Annotated in this window: 11 protein-coding genes and 2 pseudogenes; 7 read left to right on the forward strand and 6 right to left on the reverse strand. The window is 56.6% G+C overall.

Annotated features, from left to right (window positions below):
• Positions 1-25: 25 nt before the first annotated feature.
• From cueR to ACR0DU_RS13105, 3 genes and pseudogenes are all read right to left on the reverse strand, one after another.
• A pseudogene (cueR, locus tag ACR0DU_RS13095) lies at positions 26-415 on the reverse strand (Cu(I)-responsive transcriptional regulator).
• A pseudogene (locus ACR0DU_RS13100) lies at positions 412-2,668 on the reverse strand (heavy metal translocating P-type ATPase); the annotation flags it as partial. The pseudogenes cueR and ACR0DU_RS13100, both read right to left, overlap by 4 nt.
• A 135-nt stretch (positions 2,669-2,803) precedes the next feature.
• Positions 2,804-3,436 (reverse strand): pyridoxamine 5'-phosphate oxidase family protein, encoded by a 633-nt coding sequence (locus tag ACR0DU_RS13105; protein ID WP_480875126.1) that lies wholly within the window; start codon positions 3,434-3,436, stop codon positions 2,804-2,806.
• A gap of 211 nt (positions 3,437-3,647) precedes the next feature.
• On the opposite strand from ACR0DU_RS13105, the gene ACR0DU_RS13110 reads away from it, so the two are divergent.
• Entirely contained in the window at positions 3,648-4,805 is a 1,158-nt protein-coding gene (locus ACR0DU_RS13110; RefSeq protein WP_480875128.1) for an acyl-CoA dehydrogenase family protein, read from the forward strand.
• A 216-nt stretch (positions 4,806-5,021) separates the two neighbouring features.
• Complete coding sequence (locus ACR0DU_RS13115; protein WP_480875129.1) at positions 5,022-5,774, forward strand: nuclear transport factor 2 family protein; 753 nt, start codon at positions 5,022-5,024, stop codon at positions 5,772-5,774.
• Positions 5,775-5,781: 7 nt separating this feature from the next.
• Here the strand turns inward: ACR0DU_RS13115 and ACR0DU_RS13120 are convergent, their stop codons facing one another.
• Positions 5,782-6,681 carry a LysR substrate-binding domain-containing protein gene (locus ACR0DU_RS13120; protein ID WP_480875132.1) on the reverse strand — a complete coding sequence of 300 codons (900 nt, stop codon included), beginning with the start codon at positions 6,679-6,681 and terminating at the stop codon, positions 5,782-5,784.
• Positions 6,682-6,872: 191 nt separating this feature from the next.
• Between ACR0DU_RS13120 and ACR0DU_RS13125 the strand changes: the two genes are divergently transcribed.
• Genes ACR0DU_RS13125 through ACR0DU_RS13135 form a run of 3 tightly spaced genes read left to right on the forward strand, consistent with a single transcriptional unit; the run spans position 6,873 to position 11,409 of the window.
• A complete protein-coding gene (locus ACR0DU_RS13125) occupies positions 6,873-9,065 on the forward strand; it encodes a dehydrogenase E1 component subunit alpha/beta (RefSeq protein WP_480875135.1) in 2,193 nt (730 codons plus the stop codon).
• Positions 9,062-10,096 (forward strand): ACP S-malonyltransferase, encoded by a 1,035-nt coding sequence (locus ACR0DU_RS13130; RefSeq protein WP_480875136.1) that lies wholly within the window; start codon positions 9,062-9,064, stop codon positions 10,094-10,096. The genes ACR0DU_RS13125 and ACR0DU_RS13130 overlap by 4 nt, the downstream gene beginning before the upstream one ends.
• A gap of 41 nt (positions 10,097-10,137) precedes the next feature.
• Positions 10,138-11,409: an NAD(P)/FAD-dependent oxidoreductase gene (locus ACR0DU_RS13135; RefSeq protein ID WP_480875138.1), complete on the forward strand. Its 1,272-nt coding sequence runs from the start codon at positions 10,138-10,140 to the stop codon at positions 11,407-11,409.
• A 3-nt stretch (positions 11,410-11,412) separates the two neighbouring features.
• Here ACR0DU_RS13135 and ACR0DU_RS13140 read toward each other — a convergent pair whose 3' ends face one another.
• On the reverse strand, positions 11,413-12,114 hold the full coding sequence (locus tag ACR0DU_RS13140; RefSeq protein WP_170780758.1) for an SDR family oxidoreductase: 702 nt from the start codon (positions 12,112-12,114) through the stop codon (positions 11,413-11,415).
• Between the two features lie 103 nt (positions 12,115-12,217).
• Between ACR0DU_RS13140 and ACR0DU_RS13145 the strand changes: the two genes are divergently transcribed.
• The gene (locus tag ACR0DU_RS13145) at positions 12,218-13,069 is read left to right on the forward strand and encodes a LysR substrate-binding domain-containing protein (RefSeq protein WP_480875141.1); all 852 of its coding nucleotides are present in this window, start codon (positions 12,218-12,220) and stop codon (positions 13,067-13,069) included.
• On the opposite strand, the gene ACR0DU_RS13150 is transcribed toward ACR0DU_RS13145, so the two are convergent.
• Positions 13,060-13,962 carry a LysR family transcriptional regulator gene (locus tag ACR0DU_RS13150; RefSeq protein ID WP_480875144.1) on the reverse strand — a complete coding sequence of 301 codons (903 nt, stop codon included), beginning with the start codon at positions 13,960-13,962 and terminating at the stop codon, positions 13,060-13,062. The genes ACR0DU_RS13145 and ACR0DU_RS13150 overlap by 10 nt on opposite strands.
• A gap of 77 nt (positions 13,963-14,039) precedes the next feature.
• On the opposite strand from ACR0DU_RS13150, the gene ACR0DU_RS13155 reads away from it, so the two are divergent.
• On the forward strand, positions 14,040-17,252 hold the full coding sequence (locus ACR0DU_RS13155; protein ID WP_480875147.1) for a reductive dehalogenase: 3,213 nt from the start codon (positions 14,040-14,042) through the stop codon (positions 17,250-17,252).
• Positions 17,253-17,335 lie beyond the last annotated feature (83 nt).

Here is a 17,335-nt window from a genome sequence, read left to right on the forward strand (position 1 = left end):
GGTTGGGCTAAAGGGCAACCCTGCGTCACAGTTTGCCGCCCAAGTCTTTCAGAATCGGGCAATCAAGACGGTCGTCCCCGGCACACGCATCGATGAGATGGCTAAGCGTTTCGCGCATACCTCTGAGATCGGCAATTTTGGCGTCAATCTGCGCCAGATGATCCCGCGCAACGCGTTTTACGTCAGAGCTGGCCCGGGTCTCATCCTCGTAAAGGGCCAGCAATGTGCGGCAGTCTTCGATAGTGAACCCGAGCGTTCGGGCGCGACCCAGGAAATTCAGTTTGTGAATGTCCTAATCGCGGAAACGACGATACCCATTGTTGCCGCGCAGCGGTTTGATCAGGTTGATATCTTCATAGTAACGGATGGTTTTGACGGGCAAGCCCGTATGGGTCGAAACCTCTCCGATGTTCATGCTACAGCCTCCCGTCGAAGTGAATTGTCGCTGCCCCCCGGCACGCTGGTCCGGATGCGCCGCAGCCGCAGAGCATTGGATACGACAAAGACGCTGGACAAGGCCATGGCCGCGGCGGCCAGTGCGGGGGACAGTAGATAACCGCCTAACGGATATAGTGCTCCGGCTGCGACCGGGATCAGCAGCGTGTTGTATCCGAAAGCCCAACCGAGATTCTGGCAAATATTGCGCATCGTGCGCTGGCTGATTTCGACCGCGTTTGCGACACCGCGCAGATCGCCCGACATCAGCACGACATCCGCGGTTTCGATTGCCACGTCAGTGTCGGTTCCGATTGCCACACCTATATCAGCCCTTGCCAGAGCAGGCGCGTCGTTGATGCCAACACCAACAAAGGCGAGCGTTCCAAACCTGGTTCGCAACTTTTCGATTGCGTCAACCTTCCCCTCCGGCAGTACCTCGGCGGTGACGTGGTCAATGCCCAGCTTGTCGGCCAGCGCCTGTGCGGTTTGCGCGTTATCGCCGGTGACCATGGCGAGGGTCACACCCATCTCATGCAGTCGGGTCAGTGCCTCGGGCGTGCCCGGTTTGAGTGGGTCTGAAACTGTCAGCGCAGCAGCGGCTTGTCCGTCAATCGCTACATAGATCGGTGTAGCCCCTTGGGCTGCACGTATCTGCGCATCAGGCCGCAGGCTACCAAGGTCGATGCCGGTTTGTACCATAAGGCGGTCAGACCCAATCAATACAGAATGCCCCTCGACCTGCGCGCGCAAGCCCAACCCTGTCAGGGAGTTGAATTCCTTCACGTCAGGCAAATTGTCAGGACATGCACGCGTGATTGCGGTAGCGATAGGGTGTTCCGATTGCGCCTCAGCCACCGCGGCCAGGCGTAGGACTTCGGCGCAGTCAAAGCCGTTTGTTGTCGCAATCTCTTCCAGTTCTGGCCGACCCAGAGTCAGCGTGCCAGTTTTATCCAGGGCGATGACTTTGGCTTGTTGTAACTGCTGTAATGCATCGCCCTTGCGGAACAGCACGCCCAATTCAGCTGCACGCCCGATACCCACTATGATCGAGGTCGGCGTAGCCAGACCCATCGCACAAGGGCAGGCGATGATCAGCACCGAAACCCCGGCCACCAGTGCCAGCGGTAAAGCCGGGGCGGGCCCAAAAATCAGCCACGCAACAACCGTCAATAAGGCCACACCTATCACCGCAGGTACAAAATAGTAGGTGATTCGATCCACCAGCGTTTGAATGGGTAGCTTTGCCCCCTGTGCCTGTTCGACGAGTCTGACAACCTGCGCCAGCACGGTATCCGAACCTACATACGAGGCCCGAATGCGAAGGGCACCTGTTCCATTCACCGTTCCTCCGACCACCGGATCGTTCTTGGCTTTGCCGATGGGTATGGGCTCACCGGTACTCATACTCTCATCGACATACGAGGTTCCGTCCAAAACGTTGCCGTCCACGGGAACGGGCTCACCCGGGCGGATCTGATTGATGTCACCCACAATGATCTCGGCGATAGGCTGGTCTTGGGTTGTTCCATCCCTCTCGACCCGAGCTGTTTTGGGTTGGAGTCCGGCCAGTTTGCGAATTGCTGCACCTGTTCGCCCTTTTGCGCGGGCCTCCATCAGACGGCCCAGCAGGATCAGTACAACGATGACTGCCGCAGCCTCGAAATAAACGTTAGCTGTGCATTGCGGCAGAACCTGCGGCGCAAATGTCGCGAGGACCGAGTACAGATATGCCGCGCCTGTCCCCAAAGCGACCAGCGCGTTCATATCGGGGGCGCCCCTCAGCAGTGATGGGATACCTTTGGCGTAGAACACCCGGCCAGGACCGACAAGCAGCGCTGAAGCTAGCGCAAACTGGATTAGATAGCTTGTTTGAAGGCCGATGGTAGAATGAACCCAATGGTGAAATGCAGGGATCATATGCCCGCCCATTTCCAAAACAAAAAACCGGCAAGGCCAACATGGCCGCAAACACCGTCGCGCGCCGCTGTCCCGCAAACTCATCTATTTTGCAATTACGATCGGCGTCGTCCTCGGCCTCCGGGCGCGCCGGATACCCCGCCTCGGTCAAGGTCTTCGCAAGCATTGCCGTTTCGGTCACACCCTCGGCATAGGTCACTGTGGCGCTTTTCGTGGCAAGATTGGCTGCCACATCTGACACGCCCGTGCTTGCCTGCAAAATACGCTCGACCCGGCCAACGCACGAGGCGCATCCCATGCCCGTAATCCTGATCTGCGTATGTTGTAACTCGGCCATTCGTGGCGTCCTGGCAATATACTTTGGTCTCGATATGGAGACTCCAGTCACTGGAAGGTCAAGACACTGTTCTCAACTGCGCGCCACCGTCGCACCTAGATTGAAGTTGATCTACGCGCCGGAAGCCTTGAACTCGGCTAACTCGCGTTGCAGCCGCTGATTTTCTGTCTGTAAATCAGCCAGTTGCTTGCCCAGAGTGTTTAGGTGGGGCCGTAGCTCGGCCTCGGTGAAGCGGGGCGTGATGTGGCGCGGGCAGTTCCAATCGAGCGCCTCAACTTTGATGATGGCAGCACGCTCTGCCTCGGTCTCCGAGCCGTCAATATAGAGATTGGTTGCGGCCTCAACACCCTCGGAAAATGTCATCCGCCCTAGGATCTTGAGGCGACGCTGGTTCGCGTAATCCATCAGAATCAACGCTACGCGGTCATTTCCATCAAGATTTCCGCGCGAGATGTACTGCTTGTTTCCCGACAGGTCAGCGTAACCGATAGTTTGCGGGTCCAGCACTTTCAGGAACCCGACCGGTCCACCGCGAAACTGAACATACGGCCACCCTGTTTCTGATACGGTGGCTTGATAAAATCCGTCGCGTGCGTGAATGAACGCCTCTTCTACCGGTCCGATTTGATGGCCTTGCCGTGGCCCGGATTCGAGGAATTTTGAGTAGGTTTTGGCTGATCCCGTCCGCTCTTGATGGGTGCGCACTGCGGGCGTGAAGGTCAGTTCAGAAAAGGCGCGGGGCATTTTTGCGGTCTCCTGGGTCTTTCGCGGATTGTCTTCAATATGGATGACAAATGCGTGGGCTGTCAGATTTGGGAACGCAGAAGTGAACAGGGCCGGAAACTGGACCAAAGACGTTGCGTAGCAACGCTTTTCGACGCCACGTCACATGGATTGGAAGGAATCGCACACGCAAGTAGCCTTAGGTCAAACACCTGATCTGGAGAGCTTATTGATGTCGCTTTTTACCAGCACCGCGGCCTGGGTTACTGACGAACACCGGATGTTTGCCGAGATGGCCGGCCGTTTCATGGACGATGCTTTGGTTCCCAACACAGAGAAATGGGCCGAAAACGGTGTGGTCGATCGGGACTTTTGGCTGCAGGCGGGTCAGACGGGTCTGATGGCTGGTTCGATTGCCGAGGAATATGGCGGTGTTGGCGGTGGAATGGGCTTCGATTCTGTCACCCTGTACGAACAGACCGCACGCGGTGATTCTGGATGGGGATATGGCATTCAGTCCATCGTGACCCATTACATCACCACGTATGGCAGTGAGGATCAGAAACACAAATGGCTGCCAAAGCTTGCCTCGGGCGAGATGATCGGAGCGCTTGCTATGACCGAGCCGGGTACTGGATCGGATGTGCAGGCAGTGAAGACTACGGCTGAGAAGGATGGCAATTCGTATCGGCTTAATGGCTCCAAGATATTTATCACCAACGGGCAATCGGCTGATCTGGTCATCGTGGCGGCGAAGACTGACAGGTCCCTTGGGGCAAAGGGTGTCTCGCTGATCGCTGTCGAAACCGAAGGAACCGAGGGATTCCGCCGGGGACGGAACCTCGAAAAGCTCGGGATGAAGGGCAACGACACGGCAGAATTGTTCTTTGAGGATGTCAAAGTTCCAATGACTAACCTGCTGGGCCCAGAGGAGGGGCAAGGGTTCTATCAGCTGATGAAACAGCTGCCGTGGGAAAGGCTGACCATCGGGATCATGGCGCTGGGCGCGATCGACTTCGCAATATCTGAGACAGTGAAATATGTGCAGGAACGCAAAGCCTTTGGCCAGAGGGTGATGGATTTCCAGAATACCCGTTTCAAGCTGGCCGAGTGTAAGACCAAGGCCGAAGTCCTGCGCAGTTTTGTCAACGACTGCATTGGCAAACTAGAGGCCGGTGAGCTGGACGCAGCGACAGCATCGATGGTGAAATACTGGGGTTCAGAGGTGCAGAACGAAATCATGCATGAATGCCTGCAACTGTTCGGCGGCTATGGCTTCATGATGGAGTACCCGATTACGCGGCTCTACGCGGATGCGCGGGTGCAAATGATCTACGGTGGCACCAATGAGGTGATGAAAGAGCTTATCGCCCGTTCGCTGGACACCTAAGGCGAGACACTCCCGCCCGTCGTCGACATTCCTTGCAGAACGTCTCCTCCCGTTGGGCCAGGCAGGCGCGGGCGCAGCCCGCGCCTGCCTGGCCCCTGCCGTCCGCAGGACGCAAGGCCGGAGGCCGCGTAGGTTTGCGGCACTCATTGCCATTGAAGCACTGAATTCTGCCTGCCATTGTGATTGAGGGATATTCTGTCCGAGAGGAACCTCGATATGGTTGCGTCTAACAAAGATCGCATTTGCGCCCTGCTCAAGAGTATTGAGACGGGCGATCCGGGCCCGATTTCAGTGGTGAACGAAGCGCGGTATATCCAGCACAATCCACAAACTCATGAAGGCAGTGAGGGCCTGGCGGCGTTGTTCAAGCGGCTGTCTGATACCTCTCCACGCGTGAACATTGTGCGCGCGTTTGAAGATGGAAACTTTGTCTTTGCGCATACCGAATATGATTTCTCGCGCCGAAACATTGGATTTGAAGTATTCCGCTTTGAAGACGGGCAAGCGGTCGAGCATTGGGATAATATTCAGAAACGACTGGGTCCAAATGACTCGGGGCGAAGTATGGTGGATGGCCCCACAGAAAGCCGGGACATCGAGAATACAGAAAAGAACCGGACGCTTGTCCGTTCTTTCGTCGAAAATGCCCTGATCGCAGGAGACCCAGATCAGATAGGAGCTTTTGTTAACACAACTGCCTTTGTGGAACACAGCCCGGGTTTCTCAGACGAGTTAACAGCGTTGCGCGCCGCATTGTCCGACATAGAGGCCATAAACTATCAGCATCTTCACCGGGTTCTGGCGGAAGGCGATTTTGTTTTGACCGTTTGTGAGGGCGAGCGAGCAGGCAAGCATAGCTCTTTCTATGATCTGTTCCGCGTATCTGATGGCAAGATCACTGAACATTGGGATACGGTTGAGACCATTGCACCGCACAGCGAATGGAAGAATGACAACGGCAAATTCTAAGGGAGTTCTAAAGGCTGGTATCAGGCTCCAATTGTTCACTGATCCAGCCTTGGAAAGATCGCAGCGGCTCGGGGGTAGACCGGTCATTCGGCCATACGAGATAATAGCTGCCAAGACTCACATACGGACCGTCCCACGCCTTAACAAGTCTCCCGGCGCGCAGATCATCCTGAACCAGATATGAAGGCACCAAAGCTACGCCTAATCCGTGGATCGTGGCTTGGATCATGGTCGAGAACTGATCGAACATCATACCTCGCAGACCGGTGACTGATTGGCCCTGCATCTCGAACCAGCGCTCCCAGGCGTCTGGTCGGGAATCCAGGTGCAACAGCGGCGCGGCGCAGAGGGTATCCAAGGTGTCGGAATTGACGTTGGTAAGTGCAGGGGCACAAACGGGCAGGACCTCTTCCCTCATGATCGGCAGATACTGAACACCCGTCCAATCCTGCTGACCAAAATGGATCGCTGCATCAAACGGTTCAGAGGCAAAATCAAATGGCCTGAGGCGGGTACCCAGATTGACTGTGACCTCAGGATGGCGGCGGGCAAAATCCTGCAGGCGCGGTGCAAGCCAGTGCATCCCGAAAGCGGGAAGGATCGACAGGTCAAGCGACCCGCCAGCCGGGTTGGCTTTGAGCTTCAATGCCGCACGCGCCAGTTCCTGCACTGCAGACCTTGCGGTCTGGACATAATCTTTGGCGGCGGGCGTGAGGTGCAGCCGCATTTGGCTGCGTTCGATCAGTTGCACGCCCAACTGGTCTTCCATTGTCTTCAGTTGGCGACTGATTGCGCTTTGGGTCAGTGACAGTTCAGCTGCCGCAGCCGAAGCGCTGCCCAACCTGTCAACAGCCTCGAGCGCGAGCAGTGATGAGATGGAGGGAAGAAACCGCCTGGGCGTAATCATATGACTTATCCTCATACCTTCTGAATGCAATAACACTGGTTTTTTTCAACCACCAGAGCGATGAAAGCTGGAACGCACCGCCAATTGTGATCTTGAAACGCGCGCCTGGGCGCGGGAAAATCGAGAGGCTGGGCGAACCCGCGCCGAGATCGGTCAACGCCGATGATACAGACCAAACAAAAGCGAGAACCATGGACCGCGCCCAGATCGTACATGAGAATTTTCTGACCCGCGTTGCAGATCGCGATTTTCCCGACGGTGTGCCGCCGTGCTCCGGGTTGAGCGATGCAGACGCGATTTCGCTGTTCCGGTCGCAGGTTCTGAGCCGTGCATTGGACAGGACCAGCCGAGCGATGCAAAAGGCCGGGCAGGGGTTCTATACGATTGGCTCGTCCGGGCATGAGGGGATGGCGGCCGTTGCGCATGCCCTGCGCCCGACTGATATTGCGTTCCTCCATTATCGGGACGCGGCCTTCCAGATCGCGCGGGCGGAACAGGTGCCGGGTCAACAGATCACATGGGACATGCTGCTCAGCTTTGCGTGCTCAAGTGAAGACCCGACCTCGGGCGGACGGCATAAGGTTCTGGGGTCAAAAGCACTGATGATCCCGCCACAAACCTCGACCATCGCCAGCCATTTACCCAAAGCAGTAGGTGCGGCTTATGCGCTGGGGGCTGCACGCAGACATGCGCCTGAACACCGCGTGTTGCCGGAAGACGGGATTGCAATGTGTTCTTTTGGGGATGCTTCAGCCAATCACTCCACCGCGCAGGGCGCGATCAACACGGCAGGTTGGACAAGTGTGCAATCGACACCGTTGCCTCTGCTGTTCGTGTGTGAAGACAACGGAATCGGGATTTCGGTCAAAACGCCTAAAGGCTGGATTCAGGCGTCGATGGAGCACCGTCCGGGGATCAGGTATTTTCAGGCAAACGGGTTGGATATCTATGAAACTCACGCCGTCGCAAAAAAGGCTGCCGACTATGTCCGCAGGCGTCGAAAACCAGCTTTCCTGCATTTGAAAACAGTTCGCCTGTATGGCCACGCAGGTGCGGATGTGCCGACAACTTATCTGCCAAAGTCTGAAGTTGAAGCAGATGAGGCAAACGACCCGCTATTGCACACCGTACGGCTGCTGGATCAGGCAGGTGCGTTGTCGCCTGACCAAGCGCTGAGCATCTACCGCGACACTTGCGCAAGAACCGATCGCGTGGCGACCGAGGCCGCCAGTCGTCCTCATCTGGCGAATGCGGCCGAGGTTATGGCAAGCCTGATCCCGCCCAAACGTCCCTGCAAGCCGACAAATGGCCCGAGTGCCAAAGTGCGGACTGAAACTTTTGGCGGCGATACGCGTGCGATGGATGAGCCCCAGCCGATGAGTCGGCTGATCAACTGGGCGCTGACCGATCTGATGCTGGCGCATAGTGAGATCGTGTGTATGGGCGAAGATGTAGGACGCAAGGGTGGCGTTTATGGCGTGACACAGAAGCTACAGCAGCGTTTTGGCCCGGACCGGGTGATTGATACACTTCTGGACGAGCAATCTATTTTGGGGCTCGCTATCGGCATGGGTCATAACGGCTTCGTGCCGATCCCCGAAGTCCAGTTTCTGGCCTATCTGCACAATGCCGAGGATCAGATCAGGGGGGAGGCAGCAACTTTGCCGTTCTTCTCGAATGGACAATTCACTAATCCGATGGTCCTGCGGATCGCTGGTCTGGGGTATCAGAAGGGATTCGGCGGGCATTTTCACAACGACAATTCTCTGGCCGTTTTGCGGGACATACCGGGGGTGATCATCGCCTGCCCCTCTACTGGTACGGATGCGGCAAAAATGCTGCGCGAGTGCGTGCGGTTGGCGCGAGAGGAGCAACGGGTTGTGGTGTTTCTTGAACCGATCGCGCTCTATCCCATGCGCGATCTGCACGGGGCGCAGGATGGAGGGTGGATGACCACCTATCCGACACCGGATCAAAAGATCGCGCTGGGCGAGGTTGGCGTACATGGTGGCGGCACAGATTTGGCGATCGTGACCTACGGCAATGGGCACTATCTTTCGAGACAGGCTTTGCCCGAGCTTGAGGCGGCAGGGTTGAAAACCCGGATCATTGATATGCGCTGGCTTGCTCCACTACCCACTGACGCCCTGCGCGAGGCCACCAACTCATGCGCACATGTATTGATCATTGATGAATGCCGCCGCACCGGCAGCCAGTCTGAGGCGTTGATGACTTTCTTCGCGGAAGACAGCCCCGCAATACCAACTGCTCGTGTTGTGGCCGAGGATTGCTTTATAGCGACCGGACCGGCCTATGCTGCTCCACTCCCTTCGAGGGACGGAATTGTTGACGCTGCTTTGGCGCTGACCGGAGGAAAATCATGACCCGCACTGCTGTTGTGATCTGTCCTGGTCGGGGTACTTATAACAAGCCTGAATTGGGCTACCTGCATCAACATCATGCGGGTCGGATGAGCCAATTTCACAGTTTCGATGAGATCCGTGCTGAAGCGGGGCAGGAGACGGTTACGGCGCTGGATGGTGCTGGCCGTTTCAGCGTTGGTAAATATTCGCGTGGCGATGTGGCCTCACCCTTGATCTATGCGGCGTCATTGGCGGATGCGCAGGCACTTGCCAAGGATATTGAGGTAGTCGCCGTCACCGGCAATTCGATGGGATGGTACATCGCGCTGGCCGTCGCTGGTGCATTGACCCCAGAGAACGGCTTTCGTGTGGTCAATACGATGGGTGCGCTAATGCAAAAGCAACTGATCGGTGGCCAATTGGTGTACCCGTTCGTCGACGAAGAATGGTCGAATGATGTTGAACGCAAATCAGCGTTGTTAGACGCGGTTGCACGGATCAACACATTGAAAGACCATACTCTGGCGCTTTCGATTGATCTGGGGGGGATGCTGGTACTTGCAGGGAATGAGGCAGGGCTAAATGCATTTGAAACCGCCAATCCAGTTGTGCAGGATAGGTTTCCTTTGCGACTGGCGAACCACGCTGCCTTCCACACCGGGCTACAGGCACCAGTGGCGACGGAAGGTCGGGCGCTACTGGGCGCTGATCTGTTTGGCCAACCAGAGCGCCCCATGATCGATGGCCGTGGAAAAATCTGGTGGCCAGGAGCGACAGATACCGGGGCACTGTGGGAGTATACACTTGGCCATCAGGTGACCGAGACCTATGATTTCACCCATGCCATCCAGACGGCGGCGCGCGAGTTCGCTCCGGACCTCTTTATTGTGACAGGCCCGGGTGCAACGCTGGGCGGATCCGTCGCGCAATCTCTGACTTTGGGGAACTGGCGCGGTATGACGGACAAGATGTCGTTCCAGTCGCTGCAGGAAGCGGACCCGTTTCTGATTGCCATGGGGCGGGCCGATCAACGCGCCCTTGCAACTGGCTAGATCCGGCCTGATGATCGACGAAAATTTGGCGAGGCTTGGGAATGCCTGACTATGATCAATCGTTGTGGCGGCAGACCTGCGGCGAGAGTGTCAAAACGCATAAGCTCTCCGGTGACGTAACCGTAGACATTGCAGTTATAGGAGGCGGGTACACGGGGTGCTCTGCCGCCTTGACCGCAGCAAAGGCTGGGGCTTCGGTTTGCCTGCTCGAAGCACATGAGATTGGGCATGGCGGCTCGGGTCGAAATGTCGGGTTGGTCAATGCAGGGCTCTGGCTGCCGCCTGATCAAATTCGATCGCACTTGGGGCAGGTGCCAGGTAATCGTCTGATCGATCTGCTGGCGAATGCACCATCTGAAGTCTTTGGGTTGATTGATGCGCATGAGATCGCCTGCGAGCCGGTGAGGCATGGCACGTTACATTGTGCCCATTCGGCCAAGGGCTTTGAGGATTTGCATACACGCCATAGCCAGTTGAGCGTTTCTGGGGCGCCGGTCGAGCTACTTGATGCAAACACCTCACGCAAGCGCACAGGTAGCCCCGCGGTCCATGGCGCTTTGTTCGACCCCCGTGCTGGCACAATTCAACCGCTGGCCTTTGTAGTCGGCCTGGCACGCGCTGCGCAGGATGCGGGGGCGCTGATCTATACCGAAAGCCCAATCCAATCCCTGCGACAGGAGGCGGGGGTGTGGGTTTTGCACGGAGAAAACGGCACCGTGCGTGCCAAATCGATCATTCAGGTGACCAACGCCTATCATCAAGGCATCACCGATACCGCGCCCGCTTACGTACCTGTGTACTATTTCCAATACGCCACTGCTCCGCTGTCACATTACCTACGAGCCAGCATACTGCCCGAGGGTGAAGGGTGTTGGGATACAGGGCTGATCATGACATCGTTCCGGCTGGATCAGGAGGGACGACTTATCATCGGCGGAATGGGTGATCTGAACAGCGTCGGAGGCTTTGCGCACAAAGCTTGGGTCAGTCGCAAGTTGGTGGCGCTCTATCCACAACTGGCGGATCAACCGCTGGTCGAAGGTTGGCACGGACGTATTGCGATGACTTCAGACCACATCCCCAAGATCATTCAGATCGGCCCGAATGCGCTTGCCGCCCATGGGTTCTCGGGGCGCGGGATCGGACCGGGCACCGTGTTCGGTCGCTTAATGGCCGAAAGCCTGCTGAGCGATGATCCGTCGCTGCTGCCTGTGCCGCCGGTAAACGAATACAGTGAAAACTGGACGGGTCTGCGCCGTGCTTTTTTCGAAACCGGAGCGGCCCTGACGCACCTCGTCAAAGCCCGGTTTTGAAGTTTAGACAGACCGAGTAATACCGCCGTCCACACGGATATTCTGGCCGGTGATATATCCACCACCTTCGGAAGCCAGCAGCGAGACGACCGAGGCGATCTCATCATAGCTGCGCCCATAACGGCCCATCGGAATGCGTGCGCGGAACTCTTCCTTCTCGGGAAGGCTGTCGATGAACCCCGGCAAGACGTTGTTCATGCGGATATTGTCGATGGCATATTTGTCCGAGAACAGTTTTGCAAAGGCCGCCAGCCCCGCGCGGAATACGCCCGAAGTCGGAAACACCGGGTCAGGTTCGAAGGCGGCAAAGGTCGAGATGTTGATGATCGATCCACCACCCTGCGCCTGCATGATAGGGGTAACCAGACGTGTGGGCCGCACCGCGTTCATGAAATAGACATCCATACCAGTGTGCCAGTCCTCATCCGTAAGCTCGAGCACCGGTGCGCGTGGGCCATGACCAGCCGAGTTGACCAATACATCGATGCGCCCCCAATGGTTCATCGCCGCATCCACAAGTTTTTGCAGGTCATCAGTTGACTGGTTCGAACCCGTAATACCGACACCGCCCAATTCATGCGCCAGCGTCTCACCCTTACCCGAAGAGGATAGGATGCCAACGTTGAATCCGTCCGCCGCCAACCGGCGCGCGCTATCCGCGCCCATACCGCTGCCGCCTGCAGTGATCAATGCAACTTTTCCCATCTTCGCGCCCCTCTGCGATATCTGATGTGAAGATGGCTGACCCGTATCAATTTGACCAATCAGTTCTGTTGCGCAGTAGCAGTAGAAAATCTACAGTCTTTGAATGCCTGCTCTTCCACCTCTCAACGCGATGCGCGCCTTCGAGGCCTCGGCGCGTCACTTGAACTTTCGCCTTGCAGCGGAAGAAATTGGGGTCACTCAAGGGGCTGTTGCTCAGCAAGTGCGTGGACTTGAAGCGCGATTGGGGACTGCTCTGTTTGAACGCCTTCCGCGCGGGTTGCGGCTAACCGAAGCGGGACGCAGGCTACAAGCGCCACTACGTCGGGCGTTTCGTCTGATCGAAGATGCCTTCGATGACCTATCCAATAATAGGCAGATCGCAATATCGGTCACGCCCAGTTTTGCATCTAAATGGCTGGTGCCGCGTTTGAATGATTTTCTGACCAGCTATCCCGATATTTCAGTTCAGGTTGATGCACGCGAGCGGTTGGCGGATTTCAGATCGGATGGGATCGACATCGCAGTACGTCAAAGCCGTTCGCCGATTGCGCAGGACCTGAATGCCATACCGCTATTCTCGACCGAGTTCGTTGTTGTCAGCTCTCCAAAATTGGCGTCACAAATCTCCAGCCCAGATGATCTGATGGAGTACGTTCTACTCAGCGATTCCCACGGACTTTGGCCTCTGTATCTGGAACGTGCAGGGGTAGAGGGGAAACCCCGGACGATAAGCTTCAGTCAGACAAGCCTGGCGATTGACGCCGCAATCTCAGGTCAGGGGTTTGCGCTGGCCAATGCCCCGCTTGTTTCGGATGAACTGGCCTCGGGGCGCCTATCGCAACCATTATCCGAGGTGCTGGTTGATGATCTGAGCTTTTTTATCGTCACCCCTAAGAAGCCACGCCAACCAGAATTAGTAGGACACATGCGCGACTGGCTTCTGTCTCAGGTCTGAAGATTGGCGGAAATGCTCTCGATCCGTGTGCGTAACCAGCGATGCGCGGGATCGTTGGTCGAGCGCTGGTGCCAGACCATGTAAATCGACACTGGGTCACACTCAAATGGTAATGGCGCAAAGTCCAGTGTCGCCAGCGGGCCGCGTTTCATCAAAGCTGTATCGGTCGAGATCAGGTCGCTGCCTTTCACGAAAGTCGGGATTGCGTTGAAATGCGGCAAGGTAACAACAGGTGGTCTGATCTGGCTTTGGTCCACGCCACGCATTACGGCACGGGCATTTCGTCCATCGGCGAAACGCACCTCGACATGATCGCTGTCACAATAGGCGGACCAGTCCCTGGGCGGTTCACGGTGGGCGGCGTCATAAAACACCATCAGCGGGCTGGTGATCAGGCGCTTCTGAAAGATATCCGGCCCATCTGGCGGCAATGGGGTCAGCATCAACTGGCACCGGTCACTGCGTAGTAAGTCCGGGTCCGGAACCCCCGAAGGGATGAATTCCAGTCGCAACCGGACGCCTTCCTTGCGCGTTTTACGCAGCAATTCAGGGAAGATCAGCTCGCGCGGCATATCATTGGTGGCGATCTGGATGCCCATCTGTTCAGACACAGGATCAAATGGACGGCCGACGGTCAGGGCGCGCATGTTGTCCAACACCTGTTGCACCGGCTCTTTGAGGGCAAGCGCGCGTTCAGTCGGGGTCAGCCCTTGACCGGATCGAACGAACAGCGGATCACCAAGCACTTGCCGCAACTTTCCCAGCGTATGGCTGATGGCCGATTGCGTCACCCCGAGCCGGTCGGCTGCCTTCGAGACTGAACTTTCTTCGAGTATTGTCAGAAATACCCGAAGGACTTTGCCATCAAGATCAGTGAAATCAATTTTTTTCATACTGTATATGATTATTCATGAATGGATTTGGTGTCCATGCCGGGATAGGGGGAAGGGCAGCAAGCAGGAGGCACACGATGGGGATCCGCTTTTTCTCGGACAAGAACCGACCCGTTCATATGGGCTCGTACCCGTTGGAACGGCTGGCTCGGCAAAACCGGACGCCCGACCTGACACAAGTCTCACCAATGCGTGCGCTCAGCTTTCACCGTTCTGATCGGCCCGAAAGCATCGTCAATGCAATGGGAGAATTCCAGGCAATGCTGGATGCGATCCGGGACGGTTTCGTGAATCCAGTCGCGTCTGAAATTCCAGCCGATCCCGTTGATCGCGTCAACCACCTGAAAGCGTTCGGCTATTTTAACGACGCGTCGATGATGGGCTGCGGACCTCTGCTGCCAGATGCAATGTTGGCCGAACCCCGGCGCAACCCGGATATCGATCGCTTGGCCCATGCCCTTCGAACCCGTCAGACCAAAACCCTGGCCTCGGGCATCGATGTGATCATGGCTGATCTGAAAGAAAGCATGGAAGCCGCGCCCAAGCCCATCGACAGCCATCGCCATGCACTTGTGTTTCTTTATGAATTCAACCGTGATCCTGACCCTGCTGAGCCGGGGGCCGAATGGATTGCGGATGCACAGGACCACCGCGCCTGCCTGTTGGCGACCGAGAATGCTGTTGTGATAGCCAACTACATCCGATTGTTGGGTTTTGATGCGCGGGCACACTCGGCAATGTCATCCGAGGTTGATCTGGGCAAACTCGCCGTGGCCGCAGGCCTGGCTTCACTTGAGGACGGCGAAGTCGTAGTGCCCTGGCTTGGCAAACGCTTTGGTCTGGCTGCGGTAACCACCGAAATGGAACTTGCTCATGACCTCCCGCTTTGCCCGATGGCAGAACAACCCTGGTTCCGGACCCAGGGTCCGGCGTGGTGGTTGGGTACCGGTTTTGCGAAGAATGCCATGAACCGTGATCCGTATGCTAAGCGTCGATATGTCGATGGTGCGCATCCGTTCGAAAACCTCAAACGCGTGGACAACCCCACCACATATATCGACGAAGAGAATGTCGCCCGCGTTCCCAAACGGGCGGATATGTTCGCGCGCGCACAGTTCGGCGACATGGGCAAAAACCTGCAGGACGCAGCCAAAGGCGGCTATTATGTCCGCAAAGCGGCCCCAAGCTTTGCCCAACGCCGTGCGTTGGGCGCGTTTGTTCTGCTGCAGGATGGCGACAGCGCCAAGGTCGAAGGACCTACAGATTCCGACCGAAATGCCGCGAATATCAAGGCTGCGACTTACTTCCTTGGGGTCGACGCGGTGGGCCTCAGCCGGTGCCCGGAATGGAGTTGGTATTCCCACGACGCCACTGGTGAAGAGATAAACCCGCCACATGATCAGGCAATCAGCATGATCATTGATCAGGGTTACGAGACAATGGAAGGTGCCAGCGGTGATGACTGGATCAGCGTGGCCCAGTCGATGCGTGCATATCTGCGGTTTTCGCTTTTGGGCGGCGTTATCGCGCAACAAATCCGCAACCTCGGCTACAAAGCCAAGGCCCATACGGTGATGGATGGAGAGGTGCTGCAACCCCCTCTGTTGCTACTGTCGGGAATGGGCGAGGTCAGTCGGATCGGAGAAGTTATTCTGAACCCATATCTCGGCCCCCGATTGAAATCGGGTGTCGTGACAACCGACATGCCGATGACGCATGACAAGCCGATCGATTTTGGCTTGCAGACTTTCTGTGAGAACTGCAACAAATGCGCGCGTGAGTGCCCATCGGGTGCGATCACCGCCGGGCCGAAGCTGATGTTCAATGGCTACGAAATCTGGAAGTCCGATAGCCAGAAATGCGCGACCTACCGGGTCACCACTCCGGGCGGCGCCATGTGTGGGCGTTGTATGAAAACCTGCCCTTGGAACCTGGAAGGTATATTTAAGGAACGCCCTTTCCGATGGGCCGCGATGAATATCCCTCAGGCTGCGCCTGCCTTAGCAAAACTGGATGATGCCGTCGGCAATGGCGGTCTGAATGACACCAAGAAATGGTGGTGGGATATAGAGCTGGAAGCTGACGGTGCCTATCGCCCTACGCAACATCCCCTGAACCGGCGCGATCTGCAAAAGGACCTCGACCTGAAATACGAGGATCAGACGCTTGCGGTTTATCCGGCCTATCTTGCGCCGCATCCGTGGCCCTATCCGTTTGCGATGGACCGCGAGGCCGGGATCGCAGCGTATGAAGCGATGCTGACTGCCGATGAATACAAAGCCCGCAAGGCTGCAGGCGATATGTCGGTCATTCATCGTTATCAGATCGCAGGCGATGCTCCGGTCATGAGGGTGGAGCTGACCAAGGTCGACAAGATGACGGCGGATGTCACGAAGTATGAATTCTCGACGCTCAATGGTGCCCCACTGCCCGAATGGACCGCTGGTGCGCATCTGGACGTGCTGGTCGCACCTGAATTTTTGCGGCAATACTCTATGTCCGGCGACCCGTCAGATTGCTCGACCTATCAGATCGGCGTTCTGCGTGAAGACGAGGGGCGGGGTGGATCAGCCCTATTGCATCGGATTTTCAATGAAGGTCGTAAGGTTTTCATTTCCAAACCGATCAACCACTTTGAGCTGAAAGAAGATGCATCAAAAACCTTCCTGATGGGGGGCGGCATCGGGATTACTCCGATGATTGCCTTCGCGCATCGATTGCATGCGTTAGGCAGGCCATTTGAACTGCACTACTCCGCCAGCACGCGCGCCGGGGCGGGATATCTGGACGACTTGGCCACGATGCCCTGGGCGGATCACGTCCACTATCATTTCTCAGATGAGGGCACGCGTGCCGACCTAGATGCGATCCTTGGCGGTTATCAGGAGGGTTGGCATGTCTATACCTGCGGTCCGGATCGATTCATGGATGGCGTCATGCAAGCCGCCGAAGCGCAGGGTTTCCCAGAAGAAGCGCGGCATCTGGAGTATTTTTCGGTCCCTGAACAGCCGGAATACGAAAACCACGAATTCACCCTTAGGCTGGCCAAATCGGGTCGGGAACTGAAAGTGCCAGCGGACAAAGATGCTGCTCAGGTCCTGAATGAATCGGGATTACACGTTGATGTGAAATGCGCAGATGGCATCTGTGGTGTCTGCAAATGCGGAGTGATTTCGGGCGAAATCGAACATCGTGATTTTGTGTTGTCGAACAAACAACGAGAAGGGGCGATCATTCTTTGCCAAAGCCGCGCAGCGGAAAAAGACGGTGTGATCGAAATCGATCTCTGAGCGCAGTCTGAATGCGACATATTTAGATCAAAAAATAGGTCGTACAGGCCATGGACGAACTGGGGTCGCTGCACTAACGTCCC

This window comes from Ruegeria sp. G2, assembly GCF_056533505.1.